We start from the raw sequence: 13,928 nt of genomic DNA, 5'->3' as shown, positions 1-13,928 counted from the left end.
TGCCGCTGACAATGTTAACGGATTTCAACCTGAGCGCGCGCCGGCACAAGGCGCGCTTTACCCAAGCGCGTCCTTACACCACGATCACACCCCGACTCAGCGCCCGCGCCACTGCATGAGTGGTATTCAAGGCGCCCAATTTATGTCGGGCACTTTCGACGTACACCCGCAGCGTATGTTCGGAAATCGAAAGGGTATCAGCGGCTTGCGCCCGGTTGTATCCAACTGCCAGGAGCGTCAGCGCCTCGATTTCCCGAGGGGACAAGGGTTGCGCGGGGTCCGGTGTGCGACCTGGCTCGAACTCCAACGCCTTAGAGTTGAAGTAATGCGCGACCAGGATCAGATCACGTCGGTGAGTTGTGGTGAAATCCTCCCATTCTTCGTCAGAACAACTGTGATTCAGCGTGAAATGGGCGAACTGGCCGTTCGGTCCGCGGATCGGAATCGAATAGCCCTGGTTGCCGACGCCATGTTTGATGGCGTCATCATAGAAGGCGCGGGCCGATTTGCTGGACCAGTCCAGACGCTTCCAGTTGACCGGGTGAAAGCGCTGGTAACAGCCCTGTATGACCGGGTCGATGCGCAGATAGCCCTTTGCGACGTAGCGATTGACCCACTCAAGGTCATATGTCCCGCATCCGTATTGTTCGCCATTGCTGTTGACCCAGTGATAGACAAGGTGATCAAGGCCGTAACGATCTCTCAGTGCCTCGATTTCATGCTGAAGATCGTCGAGTCCCTCAGCGGACTCGAGCCGTTCGATCAGCCCGTCCAGACGCGGCGCGCTGCCTGCCAAAAAGCCCAATGCCATTACCCTCGGCCTGGGACGCGATCTCTGCCTGAGCCACGAAAGAGGCATCATCCAGCTGCGCAGCCAAAGACGGCATGCCGTTGGCCCGAGCGAATGTCTTCAGGTCAGTGAGTACGTCCAAAATCCAATCATGTCCCATGGTCAGCCTCGTGCATAGATGGTTAACGCTTCATTAATGCAACTTTAGCATGCGGCCACTCGCCCCGAAATTCACGGAATCTTACTCCCCAAAAATAGCGAGGGGGCGAAACGCCAAGTGACTGAAACCCTTGAGACCGCCCCCACAACGCAAAACGCCCGCGATGCCGGGGGGCGATTCGCGGGCGTTGGTGGACCGGTTGAACCGGCCCATTTTGGGCAAAAGGTTTACTTGCGGGCGTCGAGGCAATCCTCAAGCGTGCGCAGGCCGGTCTTGGGCGCCTGAACCAGCACCGACATGTTGCCGGGCTTGTGCTCGTTGTTCATCATCTTGGTGTGCGCGGCCGGGATCTCTTGCCAGGGGAAGACCTCGGACATGCAGGGATCAAGACGACGCTCGCACATCAGGCGGTTGGCCGCGGCGGCCTGCTTGAGATGCGCAAAGTGCGAGCCTTGGAGGCGCTTCTGGTGCATCCACATGTAACGCACGTCGAAGGTGGTGTTGAAACCCGAGGTGCCGGCGCAGATCACGACCATGCCGCCCTTTTTCACCACCAGCGTGGACACCGGGAAGGTGGCCTCACCCGGGTGTTCGAACACCATGTCGACGTTCACACCCTTGCCGGTGATGTCCCAGATCGCCTTGCCGAACTTGCGGGCCTCTTTCAGCCACGCATTATATTCGGGCGAATTGACCGTCGGCAGCTGACCCCAGCAGTTGAAGTCCTTGCGGTTGATGACACCCTTGGCGCCCTGATCCATGACGAACTGGCGCTTGCTTTCATCCGAGATGACGCCGATCGCATTGGCGCCCGCAGTGTTGGCCAACTGGATCGCGTAGGAGCCAAGGCCACCCGACGCGCCCCAGACCAGAACGTTCTGGCCCGGACGCAGTTCATGCGGATGGTGGCCAAAAAGCATCCGGTAAGCGGTTGCCAGCGTCAGCGTATAGCAGGCCGACTCTTCCCAGGTCAGGTGCTTGGGGCGCGGCATCAGCTGCTGGGCCTGCACCTTGGTGAACTGGGCAAAAGAGCCGTCGCCTGTCTCGTACCCCCAGATCCGCTGGGTGGGCGAGAACATCGGGTCGCCGCCATTGCACTCTTCGTCGTCCCCATCGTCCTGGTTACAGTGGATGACGACTTCATCCCCGACTTTCCAGTTCTTCACCTTGTCACCGACTTTCCAGACGATGCCCGAAGCATCGGAACCGGCGATGTGATAGTCCTGACCATGCACGTCGAAGGGCGAAATCGGAACGCCCTTGCCGGCCCAGACGCCGTTGTAGTTGACGCCCGCCGCCATCACCAGAACCAGCACCTCGTGGCTGTCGATATCCCAGACATCGACGACCTCCTGCTGAAAGCTCTGCTCGGGATCCCCGTGACGGTCACGGCGGATCGCCCAAGCGTACATCTTTTTCGGGACATAACCCATCGGGGGCATTTCGCCGACTTCGTAGAGGTCTTTTTCCGGTGCATCGTACTGGGCGATGCCTGTTTGCGTGTCCAGAGCCATGGCGGCCTCCTGTTGAGCCAGAGTTGTCATTGGTCCGGTTCTGCGGCGCAGAATCGCGGGGCTGACACCCGGAATATTCGGCATCACGCAACATTGCAACATCATTTGCGTCAATTTTGTAATTTTATGACCCAGCGGATGCAGCATTTCCTCTGCACTTGCAGCATGACAAGCGTTTGGCAACACCCGGCACAGCCCAGGAATACTGGGCTGCACGGCGCGGGAGCGTCGGCTTGGAGGAGATCAAAGAAGATGAGAGATCGAGCGCGCGTAATATGACGCCAGAGACGCGGCCTCTGGGTTCAAACTGAACACGCCGCCGTCCTCGCGCGCGATGTCACGCTCGACAAGCGTGCGCAGACCGACTTCGACCGCGTAATCACGATTGTTGCGCGGCAGGTGCACATGCGCCTCTGGCAACTTGTCCAACAAGGCGGAAAACCCGCGCTCCAGCGCCGCCCGATCCTTTGGCCCCTGCAACAACAGATGCGCCACCAAAGGCACGGGCAACACCGGGATGATCCCGGCGATACGGTCCATCAACTCCTGTGCCAGCCGCTTGGGATCGGTTGCCAGATCGTGATTGTCCCGCAAGGACAGTGGCGCGCCGAAACTGACCGCAGCATAGCCGAACCTATGAAACCGACCTGTGAGGCGCAGCCAGACCTGCCGCAGTACCGAACGAATGACCCGCGTCACAGAAGTGTCGAAGCGCCGTGTGCCCGCGTGACCCGCAGCAACCAGAACCTTATCCTCCAGCACGCGGTCATAGTTCAGCCCGACCGGTACAAAGACGACATCCCGCCCCGTCAGGTCCAGATCATCCAGCATATAAGACAATAGGCCCAGCTTTGGCTGCGCCAGAGCGCCATCAAGGCTAAGCCCGCCTTCGGGAAAGATCGCCTGCGTGACGCCCCCGTGGGTCGCCATCTGCACATAGCGCCGCAAAACCTTGCGATAGAGGCCGTCGCGCGCGGTGCGACGGATGAAATAGGCCCCCATTGCCCTGATCAACTGTGACAGGGGCCAGACCTGCGCCCATTCGCCCACCGCGTAAGACAAGGCCGACCGGTTGGCCGCAAGATGCGTCACCAGCACGTAATCCATGTTCGACCGGTGGTTCATGACGAAAACCACTGTGGCTTCGTGGTCGATGCCGCGCAACGCGTCGGCGTCGTGATGGCCCAGCCGCACCCGGTACAGCGTGTTCGACAGCCAACGTGCCCCGCGCAATCCAAGCCCGAAATAGGCAAATGCCGAAAACGAAGGGACAATTTCGCGGGCATAGCGGCGCGCTTGTTGAAAGGCCACGTCTTCGCGGACCCCGGTTTCCTCGGCATGTTCCACGATCGCCTGTGTCACTTCGGGATGATACAACAACCGCTGGATCAGGTCATAGCGGCGCAACAACCGGAACGGTTCGATCGGGCGCTCAAGGCGCTGGTTCAGCCGGGCCACCGCCTTTTCAAGCCGTCGGCGCAGAAACCAACGCACCGAGGGGAACAGGAAATGCGTCGTGAAACTGATCACCGCGAAGGCTAGGATCAGGGCAAACAGCCAAAACGGCAGGGTCACGGGCGCAGTCATCGCGCGAGTTTTGCAGGGGCCGTGTCGGGCGGCAAGAGGTGCCGCCCCTTTCCGCAACGTTCCACACGCCCCTTCCCCCGTCGGCCGGACAGTCTATTCGGACGCAGGAAAGGCCACCCCGGCACAGTGACGCTTTTACCATGCGGACGCGCCGGCCTATGCTGCACCTGCACGCGCTGCAACGCGGCGAATTGACAGCGACATAATCTTTCGCTTAATCCTTCCAAAGCGCAACAAGATTGCCCAGACCGATTCATGCCGACGGAGGCCCCGATGACCGAAACCACCCGTGACCGCCCATGGCTTATCCGCACATATGCAGGCCATTCCACGGCCAAGGCGTCGAATGCCTTGTACCGCGGGAACCTCGCCAAGGGCCAAACCGGCCTGTCCGTGGCTTTCGACCTGCCGACACAAACCGGCTATGACAGCGATCACGTGCTGGCCCGCGGCGAAGTGGGCAAGGTCGGTGTGCCGGTCTGCCATCTTGGTGACATGCGGACCCTGTTCGACGAGATCCCTCTGGAACAGATGAACACCTCGATGACGATCAATGCCACGGCCCCCTGGCTGCTGGCGCTGTATATCGCGGTGGCCGAGGAACAGGGCGCCGACGTGTCCAAGCTGCAAGGCACCGTGCAGAACGACCTCATCAAGGAATACCTGTCGCGCGGCACCTACATCTGCCCGCCGAAACCCAGCCTCAAGCTAATCGGTGACGTGGCCGAATATTGCTATACCAATGTGCCCAAGTGGAACCCGATGAACGTCTGTTCCTACCACCTGCAAGAGGCGGGGGCGACGCCAGAGCAGGAACTGGCCTTTGCGCTGGCCACGGCCATCGCCGTACTGGACGAACTCAAGACCCGCGTCCCGGCGGAGGATTTCCCGACACTCTGCGGGCGCATCTCCTTCTTCGTGAACGCGGGCATCCGGTTCGTGACCGAGATGTGCAAGATGCGCGCCTTCGTCGATCTTTGGGATGAGATCCTGCAAGAGCGTTATGGTGTGACCGACGCCAAGGCGCGGCGCTTCCGCTATGGCGTGCAGGTGAACAGCCTTGGCCTGACCGAACAGCAACCGGAAAACAATGTCTACCGCATCCTGATCGAAATGCTGGCCGTGACCCTGTCGAAAAAGGCCCGCGCCCGTGCCGTCCAGCTGCCCGCATGGAACGAGGCGCTTGGCCTGCCCCGCCCGTGGGATCAGCAATGGTCGATGCGGATGCAGCAGATCATGGCCTATGAAACAGACCTTCTGGAATTCGACGACCTGTTCGATGGCAACCCGGCGGTAGACGCCAAGGTCGAAGCACTGAAAGACGGCGCGCGGCACGAACTGGCAAATATCGACAGCATGGGCGGCGCGGTCGAGGCGATCGAATACATGAAGGGCCGGCTTGTCGACAGCAACGCGGAACGCCTGAACCGTATCGAGCGCGGTGAAACCATCGTGGTTGGCGTCAACAAGTTCACTCATGGCGAACCCAGCCCGTTGATGTCCGAAGATGGCGGCATCATGACGGTCGACCCGGCAGTGGAACAGGAACAGATCGACCGGCTGAACGCGTGGCGGGATGACCGCAACGATGGAGAGGTACGCGCGGCATTGGCTGACCTCCGGGCGGCGGCTGCGGACGGCAAGAACGTCATGCCCGCCTCGATCGCCTGCGCCAAGGCCGGGGTCACAACCGGCGAATGGGCGGCGCAGATGCGTGCAGTCTTTGGCGAATATCGCGGCCCGACCGGGGTATCGCGTTCGGTGTCGAACAAAACCGAAGGACTGGACGACCTGCGCGAAGCGGTGGATGCGGTCAGCGACAAGCTGGGCAAACGCCTGCGCTTTCTGGTGGGCAAACCCGGTCTCGACGGGCATTCCAACGGAGCCGAGCAGATCGCCTTTCGCGCGCGCGATTGCGGGATGGAGATCGACTATGAAGGCATCCGCCTGACCCCGGAACAGATCGTCGAAGCCGCGCGCGATGGCGCTCATGTTGTCGGTCTGTCGATCCTTTCGGGCAGCCATATCCCGCTGGTCGAGGATCTGATGAACCGTATGCGCAGCGAAGGCCTTGGCCATGTTCCCGTGATCGTTGGCGGCATCATTCCTGACGAAGACGCGCGGCGGTTGAAAGCCATGGGCGTGGCCCAAGTCTATACCCCCAAGGACTTTGAATTGAACGCAATCATGCGCGACATCGTCACCTTGGCAGATCCCGCATCGGTGGCAGCAGAGTAACCCTGGGGAATTTTTGTTTCCCAAAAAGAAAGGGCCGTGCTGAAAAGGCACGGCCCTTTTTTAATACCTGCCGCCAATTAGCGTCAGATTAAAATTTAATCACCTAAAGCGATCAGAGAGTTTCGCTCCGCAGTATTCTGCGGGAAAGGGCGCAAATTCCCGCCACTGCCGGCAATGTGACACAAAATAAGTGTTGAAACATGCATGAAAGACTTCGAAAAACCCTGCGTCAAAAAAATCGGAGAATAAGACATGGATATCGATCTGGAAACGCTCTCGAGCGATGAGCTTCAGCAATTGATTTCCGATGCCCAGAAAGCACTGAAAACCGTCGATGCCCGCCGCCGGGCCGAGGCGAAACGCGCCGCTGAAAAAGCTGCAAAGGAATTCGGCTTCTCCCTCGAAGAGGTGATCACTGCCGGACCGAAAGGCAGCAAAGGCACGCCCAAATACGCCAATCCTTCGGCCCCCGAGCAAACCTGGACAGGTCGCGGGCGCAAACCCAATTGGGTGATCGCCGCGCTCGAAGACGGCAAGTCGCTTGAAGATCTCGCAATCTGAGATGACGATTCATATTGGGGCAGCGCCCGGAGAAATAGCGGAAACCGTGCTGATGCCCGGCGATCCGCGACGGGCGAAATGGGCGGCGGAACGTTTTCTTGATGATGTCGTCTGTGTCAATGAAACCCGCGGAATGCTGGGTTTTACAGGCACTTGGCGCGGCAATCGCGTTACGATTCAAGGGTCGGGCATGGGAATGCCAAGCCTGTCGATCTATGCGAATGAACTGCTGCGGGATTACGGGGCCAAAACCTTGATCCGCATCGGTTCCTGCGGTGGAATGCAGGATCACGTAGGGTTGCGCGATATCGTCATTGCCATGACATCGACAACGCTTGCGACACCGTCGAAAGGCTTTTTTCGCGAATTGAACTATGCGCCTTGTGCGGATTACGGATTGCTGGAGGCGGCGGTGGCCGCATCTCGCAAGCGGAACGTGCGAACCCATGTCGGCGGCATCTATTCTTCGGATGTCTTCTACGACGAACGGCCCGACCTGAACGACCAGATGGTGCGGCACGGCGTATTGGCCGTCGAAATGGAAGCGGCGGAGCTATATACAGTCGCCGCCCGGTTCAACGCACGCGCCCTCGCTGTGCTGACCGTATCGGACCACCTGCCGACAGGAGCGGCCCTTTCTTCCGAAGACCGGGAGAATTCTTTCGCCGAAATGGTCGAAATCGCACTGGACGCCGCCTTCGCCGAGGCGTGAGGTACGTTTGCACACACGGAAGCGAGGGGCCAGCCCCTCGCGCTCCCCGGGATATTTCCGGACAGAAGAAACAAGCCGCAGTGTTAACCCAGGCCGTGCGTACGGTCATATCCGTTGAGCGGCGGGCTTTGCCATGAGCCGAGTGCGCCGTTGGCCGGAACCAGCACATCGACCTTGAGAGGGTGGCAGGCGGCGCTGTCCGAACTGTGTTCGGAAGAGCAATCGCCGCCGGGACAGGCGCTGAGCGCGCCCAGCAGGTCGATTTCGGCGAAGAACGTCAGGTGGTCCCCGGGCCGGACCGGACTGGCCTTCATGAAGTACTGACCGGTGTCGCGGGTGAACCCCGTGCACATGAAGACATTCAGCACGTCATGCACGTGTTTCTCGGCCTCTTGCGGAGTCAGGTTACGCGCCTTGGCCAAGGCACGGATCAGGTTGGAATGGCAGCAATGGTGGTAATGCGACCCCGACAGAAGGTTGCCGCTATAAGGATCACAGCGCGTGCCGATCACATCGTGCACCGAACCGCCAAATTCGTCGATCCCGTACCAGTCCAGCGTGTCCTCGACAATGGTTGCCATGGGCCGCAAGGCCGGGAAACTGGACCACAGTCTTTCGCCCGTCGTCACATGTGTGCCATGCAGTGCGCGCGTCTTTCCTGAGTAGAAACGTTCGGTGAGGTCGTGGGCGTTCCACAGGTTCAGGTCACCGACCTGCGGCCCCTCGACAGATGTGATCCGGAAGAAATGCCCCGCCGGCACGGAAAATGCACAGGCCTCGCGCGGGGGCGCCAATACCGTATCCGTGACTTTGGCCGTTTCGAGGGCCGCCCGGTACAGCGGCAGGTCGGGCTGCGGCAGGGTTTCGTTCGGATAGCAGATCACCGGGGCAATGGCGCGGCGGGCGTCTGCGTCTGCGGGGGCATTTGTCATGGCGCGGCTCCTGTTCTTGGCGGAGTGAAGCCTGACACCGAACAATTGACAAGTCCCGCGCGCAGCCCGTTCATCGCGCGTCGGTGCGAAGACATGCGGACGGGGCCTGACCCTGAACACCTGTCGTTTGTGCACCGCAGTGGATGCAGGTCCAAGTGCTGTTTTCCGGCCCGCGCCTCTCTCGCCAGCGGCAAAAGCGCGTGGATCGGTTGGAGAATACGGCCACCAGAATGAAAGCGATGACAAGCCCGACGACGATAAGCATGGGCCGGGTTTAGCGCCGCGGGGACCCATGCGAAAGCCCCCGCCGCAGCTTTGCGCCGGTCACGATTTGCGGGCAATTTTGCAATCAGATCCGATGCTTCAAAAATTTTTGCGGCGGCCCAAATTTTTCCTTGCACGACTCGATGCTCTGCCCCATATGCGCGCTCATAGACGCCAACGCACGCACCTCTGGCGAGGTGGGCAAAAGCACCCACGCGGTTAAGTAGCGACGGTAACGTCTCCCTTGGAACTGAGCGGTCTGCGCCGGGAAACCGGAATGGCCGGGTCTGATTGGAGATGACCATGAACGCTTTTGCCGCCGGGCTTGCTGCCCGCGAAACCCTGTCCCGTGCCGAGCGCTTTGTCCTTGCACACAATTTTGATCGTCCGACGCTGGTTCTGGATACCGAGGTCGTTGCACGTAACTATGCCGCGCTTGCTCAGGGTCTGGGTCGCGCCCGCATTCACTATGCCGTAAAAGCCAACCCGGCACCGGAAATCCTGTCGACCCTTGTCGACGCAGGTTCGCGTTTCGATGCCGCCAGCCGCGCCGAAATCGAAATGTGTCTGGCCGCTGGCGCGCAGCCGGAAGACATCAGCTTTGGCAACACCGTCAAGAAAGTGTCCGACATCGTCTGGGCGCATGAGAACGGTATCACCCTTTTCGCCGCAGATGCCGAGGAAGAGCTGGTCAAAATCGCCCGCCACGCCCCCGGCGCCGAGGTTTATACCCGCCTGCTCGTCCTGTCGACCGAAGCCGACTGGCCGCTGTCGCGCAAGTTCGGCTGTGCGCCGGACATGGCCCTGACCCTGATGGGCCGCGCGCGGATGCTGGGCCTGACCCCGGTCGGCGTGTCCTTCCACGTGGGGTCTCAGACCCGCCGCGCCGCGATGTGGGCGCCGGTACTGGACACCGTGGCAGAGGTTTGGAACGCCGCACAAGAGGCCGGTTTCGCGCTGAACCTGCTGAATATCGGCGGTGGTTTCCCCGCTTACTACGGTCAGTCGGTTCAGGCTCCGTCGGCCTATGCCGCCGAAGTCATGGGGCTGGTGCGGGAGCGTTTCGGTGACGTCGAGCGCATCATGGCAGAGCCGGGCCGTGGCATGGTGGCCTCGGCAGGAGCCATCGGTGCCGAAGTTCTGCTGGTGTCGCGCAAATCTGACGCGGACCTGCACCGCTGGGTCTATCTGGACATCGGCAAGTTCTCGGGCCTTGCGGAAACCATGGACGAGGCGATCCGTTACCAGTTCATCACCGAGAAGGATTTCGAGCCGACCGGCCCGTGCATCCTTGCCGGCCCCAGCTGTGACAGCGCGGACGTTCTGTACGAAAAGCAGCCGGTGCAATTGCCCGTCGGCTTGGCCGCCGGTGATCGTATCGTGATCCGCAACTGCGGTGCATATACCTCGACCTATGCATCGGTCGGCTTTAACGGCTTCCCGCCGCTGGACGTGGTGGTGATCTGAGATCAGGGCGGCCGGAACGACCCCGCCCTACGCCAAAACGCGAAACGCCCGGCCTGATGGTCGGGCGTTTGTGCATCCGGCAAATGGCAGGATCAAGCTGCCAGCGGCAGCTCTTCGTAGACCGGCGCTTGGCTTTCAATCCGCTTTTCGGGGGTGAAGTAGGCCCATGCCTGGTCCAGTGCTTCGAGGGCTTCCTGGGCTTTGGTTTTCGACTGCTCTTGCATCGGGGTTGCCTTTCGATTGCGACAAATCCCCTCCCTGCATCGGTACATAGTTCCGTGGGCTCACCACGGCATCCGACAATGGCGCAAAGGCGCCTTGCATGAGGCGCAACGGACCCCGCGTCAGCATCAAGCGAAAACCCCGGCGATCCACAGATTGCCGGGGTTTCCATTTCAGATATGGGTGGCGCTTCAGACCGTGCGCTCGACCATCATCTTTTTGATCTCGGCAATGGCCAGCGCCGGGTTCAGGCCCTTGGGGCAGGTCTTGGCGCAGTTCATGATGGTGTGGCAGCGATACAGCTTGAACGGATCTTCAAGCTGGTCCAGCCGTTCGCCGGTTGCTTCATCACGGCTGTCGATGATCCAGCGATAGGCGTGCAAAAGTGCTGCCGGTCCAAGGTAACGATCTCCGTTCCACCAGTAGGACGGGCAAGAGGTCGAGCAGGAGGCGCACATGACGCATTCATACAGGCCGTCAAGCTTCTTGCGGTCTTCGATGGACTGCTTCCACTCTTTGGCCGGGCGATTGGTCTTGGTTTCCAGCCACGGCATGATCGAGGCGTGCTGGGCATAGAAATGCGTCAGGTCCGGGATCAGGTCCTTGACCACCGGCATGTGCGGCAGCGGATAGATTTTCACGTCGCCGTCGATTTCGTCCAGCCCATAGATGCAGGCCAGCGTATTGATCCCGTCGATGTTCATCGCGCAGGAGCCGCAGATCCCTTCGCGGCAGGACCGGCGGAAGGTCAGCGTTGGGTCGATCTCGTTTTTGATCTTGATCAGCGCGTCCAGAACCATCGGGCCGCAGGCATCCATGTCGAGGAAATAGGTATCGACCTGCGGGTTCTTCCCGTCATCCGGGTTCCAGCGGTAAATCTGGAACTTGCGGACATTCTTGGCGCCCTCGGGCTTGGGCCACGTCTTGCCGGTCTTGATCTGCGAGTTCTTGGGGAGCGTGAATTGGACCATCTCTCTCTCCTTAGCGAAGCAGGGCTGGCAGGCCATTGGCGGCCAGGCAGCGGAGGGTTTCGGGTTTGGACGCGATGTCCTTGGCAATCTGGACGGTATTCTCGGTCGGGCCGAGCACCGCGTCCGCAGCCAGCGCGCGGATCTGCTGCGCATTGGCGTTGTCGATCAGGCAATCCAGCGCGGGCTGAAGCGGCACACCGGGAAAACGGTCAGAGACCACCGGAGCCAGAGCCGAACGCGCCGCGTTGCGGGCGATGTCATCCTGCGCCTCCGGCGAACAGGCGGCCAGCGCCCCCGCCAAAGACCCAATGATGGCGATATGCGCGCTCAGTCCACGCAATAGAGCGTGCCCCGATACATGGTCGGCGCGCCGGCGTAACAGCCAACGGCCGGGACCGGTTCCAACGTGCCTATACCCGGCAATCGGGCCGCGTGCCGAGCGGGGCGATAGCGCGTCATGCAGGCATCCAGCGCCTGATCATAGCGCACCGCATAGCCGTATTTCCCGCCCGTGGCGGCATATCGTTCCGCCTGGGGCTGGCAGACCTGCCACGCCTCGCTCTGGTTGGCCATAGCGACCGACCCCACGAGACCCGTGGCAAAAAGGGCGAAAGCTGGCAGCGCGCGCCGCATCAGAAAGTCCGCGCCTTGGGGGCGATCTTCTTGAGGCTGATGCCGCCTTCGTCCTCGGTGGTCAGCGGATCGGTGATGACCGGACGATAGCTGAGGTCGACCTTGTTGCCATCGACCCGCGCAACGCTGTGGACGCGCCAGTTTTCGTCGTCCCGCGAGGTAAAATCCTCATGCGCATGGGCGCCGCGGGATTCCTTGCGCGCCTCGGCCCCGACGATGGTCGCCAGCGCGTTGGGCATCAGGTTGGTCAGTTCAAGGCTTTCCATCAGGTCCGAGTTCCAGACGAGGCTGCGGTCGGTGACCTTGAGGTCGTCCATCTTGGCGGCGATGGCGGTCATCGCCTCGACACCTTCGGCCATCGTCTTGGCGGTACGGAAGACGGCGGCGTCGCGCTGCATCGTCTTCTGCATCTCCAGCCGCAGTTCGGCGGTGGCGATATTGCCCGAGGCGTTGCGGATACCGTCGAACCGATCGAAGGCTTTGTCGATTTCCGAGACCGGCGCAGAGGGAACGGCGCTTTCCGGGTTCACGACCTTGCCTGCGCGGATCGCGGCGGCACGGCCAAAGACCACGAGGTCGATCAACGAGTTGGAGCCAAGGCGGTTGGCACCGTGAACCGAGGCACAGCCCGCCTCACCCACGGCCATCAGGCCGGGAACGACGGCGGTCGGATCCTCTGCGGTGGGGTTCAGCACCTCACCCCAGTAGTTCGTCGGAATGCCGCCCATGTTGTAGTGAACGGTGGGCAGAACCGGGATCGGTTCCTTGGTCACGTCAACACCGGCAAAGATCTTGGCGCTTTCCGAGATGCCCGGCAGGCGTTCGGCCAGCGCCTCTGCCGGCAGGTGGCTGAGATTCAGGTGAATGTGGTCACCCTCGGCACCCACGCCACGGCCTTCGCGGATCTCCATGGTCATGGAGCGGCTGACGTAATCGCGCGGTGCGAGGTCCTTATAGGTCGGCGCGTAGCGTTCCATGAAACGCTCACCTTCGGAGTTGGTGAGGTAGCCGCCTTCGCCCCGCGCGCCTTCGGTGATGAGGCAGCCGGAGCCGTAGATGCCGGTGGGGTGGAACTGCACGAATTCCATATCCTGAAGCGGCAGGCCCGCGCGGGCCACCATGCCGCCACCGTCACCGGTGCAGGTGTGGGCGGAAGTGGCGCTGAAATAGGCCCGGCCGTAACCGCCAGTCGCCAGCACGACCATCTTGGCGTTGAAGACGTGGAAGGTGCCGTCGTCGAGCTTCCAGCAAAGGACGCCCTTGCACTCGCCATTTTCCATCAGCAGGTCGATGGCGAAATATTCGATGTAGAATTCGGCGTTGTTCTTCAGCGACTGGCCATACAACGTGTGCAGGATGGCGTGGCCGGTGCGGTCGGCGGCGGCGCAGGTGCGCTGCACCGGCGGGCCTTCGCCAAATTCGGTGGTGTGGCCGCCAAAGGGACGCTGGTAGATCTTGCCTTCTTCGGTGCGGCTGAAGGGCACACCGTAATGTTCCAGTTCATAGACCGCCTTGGGCGCCTCGCGGGCGAGGTACTCCATGGCATCGGTGTCACCCAGCCAGTCCGACCCCTTGACGGTGTCATACATGTGCCACTGCCAGTTGTCGGGACCCATGTTGGACAGCGAGGCCGCAATGCCCCCCTGCGCCGCGACGGTATGCGACCGGGTCGGGAAGACCTTGGTCACGCAGGCGGTGCGAAGCCCCTGCTCGGCCATGCCGAGGGTCGCGCGCAGGCCCGCGCCGCCAGCCCCGACGACCACGACGTCATAGTCATGCGTCTCGTATTCGTATGCTGCCATTGGTGTTTACCTATCGATCTTGTGCGGGGGACGGCCCTTTTACATCGGGCCGTCGCTGGCGATTGTGTCGGCGAC

At 61.2% G+C, this 13,928-nt stretch carries 13 protein-coding genes; 4 read left to right on the top strand and 9 right to left on the bottom strand.

The annotated features are described in order from the left end of the window. Positions 1-73 precede the first annotated feature (73 nt). The 3 genes from KJP30_RS18665 to KJP30_RS18655 form a co-directional block, all read right to left on the bottom strand. On the bottom strand, positions 74-811 hold the full coding sequence (locus KJP30_RS18665) for a helix-turn-helix transcriptional regulator (RefSeq protein WP_218450839.1): 738 nt from the start codon (positions 809-811) through the stop codon (positions 74-76). A gap of 366 nt (positions 812-1,177) precedes the next feature. Continuing rightward, on the bottom strand, positions 1,178-2,464 hold the full coding sequence (ccrA, locus tag KJP30_RS18660) for a crotonyl-CoA carboxylase/reductase (protein ID WP_218450838.1): 1,287 nt from the start codon (positions 2,462-2,464) through the stop codon (positions 1,178-1,180). Between the two features lie 243 nt (positions 2,465-2,707). Next, the gene (locus KJP30_RS18655) at positions 2,708-4,051 is read right to left on the bottom strand and encodes a 1-acyl-sn-glycerol-3-phosphate acyltransferase (protein ID WP_218450837.1); all 1,344 of its coding nucleotides are present in this window, start codon (positions 4,049-4,051) and stop codon (positions 2,708-2,710) included. 273 nt (positions 4,052-4,324) lie between these two features. On the opposite strand from KJP30_RS18655, the gene KJP30_RS18650 reads away from it, so the two are divergent. From KJP30_RS18650 to deoD, 3 genes are all read left to right on the top strand, one after another. After that, on the top strand, positions 4,325-6,289 hold the full coding sequence (locus KJP30_RS18650) for a protein meaA (protein ID WP_218450836.1): 1,965 nt from the start codon (positions 4,325-4,327) through the stop codon (positions 6,287-6,289). Positions 6,290-6,541: 252 nt separating this feature from the next. After that, on the top strand, positions 6,542-6,850 hold the full coding sequence (locus KJP30_RS18645) for an H-NS histone family protein (RefSeq protein WP_218450835.1): 309 nt from the start codon (positions 6,542-6,544) through the stop codon (positions 6,848-6,850). Position 6,851: 1 nt separating this feature from the next. Further along, entirely contained in the window at positions 6,852-7,562 is a 711-nt protein-coding gene (deoD, locus tag KJP30_RS18640) for a purine-nucleoside phosphorylase (RefSeq protein ID WP_218450834.1), read from the top strand. Between the two features lie 83 nt (positions 7,563-7,645). On the opposite strand, the gene KJP30_RS18635 is transcribed toward deoD, so the two are convergent. Continuing rightward, entirely contained in the window at positions 7,646-8,494 is an 849-nt protein-coding gene (locus KJP30_RS18635; protein WP_218450833.1) for an urea carboxylase-associated family protein, read from the bottom strand. A gap of 567 nt (positions 8,495-9,061) precedes the next feature. Between KJP30_RS18635 and KJP30_RS18630 the strand changes: the two genes are divergently transcribed. Further along, positions 9,062-10,225, top strand: coding sequence for a type III PLP-dependent enzyme (locus KJP30_RS18630; RefSeq protein WP_218450832.1), 1,164 nt, complete (start codon positions 9,062-9,064; stop codon positions 10,223-10,225). Between the two features lie 92 nt (positions 10,226-10,317). Here the strand turns inward: KJP30_RS18630 and KJP30_RS25110 are convergent, their stop codons facing one another. The 5 genes from KJP30_RS25110 to sdhA form a co-directional block, all read right to left on the bottom strand. Next, on the bottom strand, positions 10,318-10,449 hold the full coding sequence (locus KJP30_RS25110; protein WP_281421430.1) for a hypothetical protein: 132 nt from the start codon (positions 10,447-10,449) through the stop codon (positions 10,318-10,320). A gap of 189 nt (positions 10,450-10,638) precedes the next feature. Beyond that, complete coding sequence (locus tag KJP30_RS18625) at positions 10,639-11,418, bottom strand: succinate dehydrogenase iron-sulfur subunit (protein WP_218450831.1); 780 nt, start codon at positions 11,416-11,418, stop codon at positions 10,639-10,641. Positions 11,419-11,428: 10 nt separating this feature from the next. Then, complete coding sequence (locus KJP30_RS18620) at positions 11,429-11,758, bottom strand: hypothetical protein (protein WP_224874644.1); 330 nt, start codon at positions 11,756-11,758, stop codon at positions 11,429-11,431. Continuing rightward, positions 11,746-12,051 (bottom strand): hypothetical protein, encoded by a 306-nt coding sequence (locus KJP30_RS18615; protein WP_218450830.1) that lies wholly within the window; start codon positions 12,049-12,051, stop codon positions 11,746-11,748. The genes KJP30_RS18620 and KJP30_RS18615 overlap by 13 nt, the downstream gene beginning before the upstream one ends. Next, positions 12,051-13,853: a succinate dehydrogenase flavoprotein subunit gene (gene sdhA, locus KJP30_RS18610; RefSeq protein WP_218450829.1), complete on the bottom strand. Its 1,803-nt coding sequence runs from the start codon at positions 13,851-13,853 to the stop codon at positions 12,051-12,053. Before sdhA ends, KJP30_RS18615 begins: the two co-directional genes overlap by 1 nt. Positions 13,854-13,928 lie beyond the last annotated feature (75 nt).

The sequence above is a fragment of the Antarctobacter sediminis genome, from assembly GCF_019218285.1.
In the GTDB taxonomy this organism is placed as follows: Bacteria; Pseudomonadota; Alphaproteobacteria; order Rhodobacterales; family Rhodobacteraceae; genus Antarctobacter; species Antarctobacter sediminis.
Note: the sequence above shows the minus strand (reverse complement) of the source record. Positions and strands in the feature narration are given on the sequence as shown.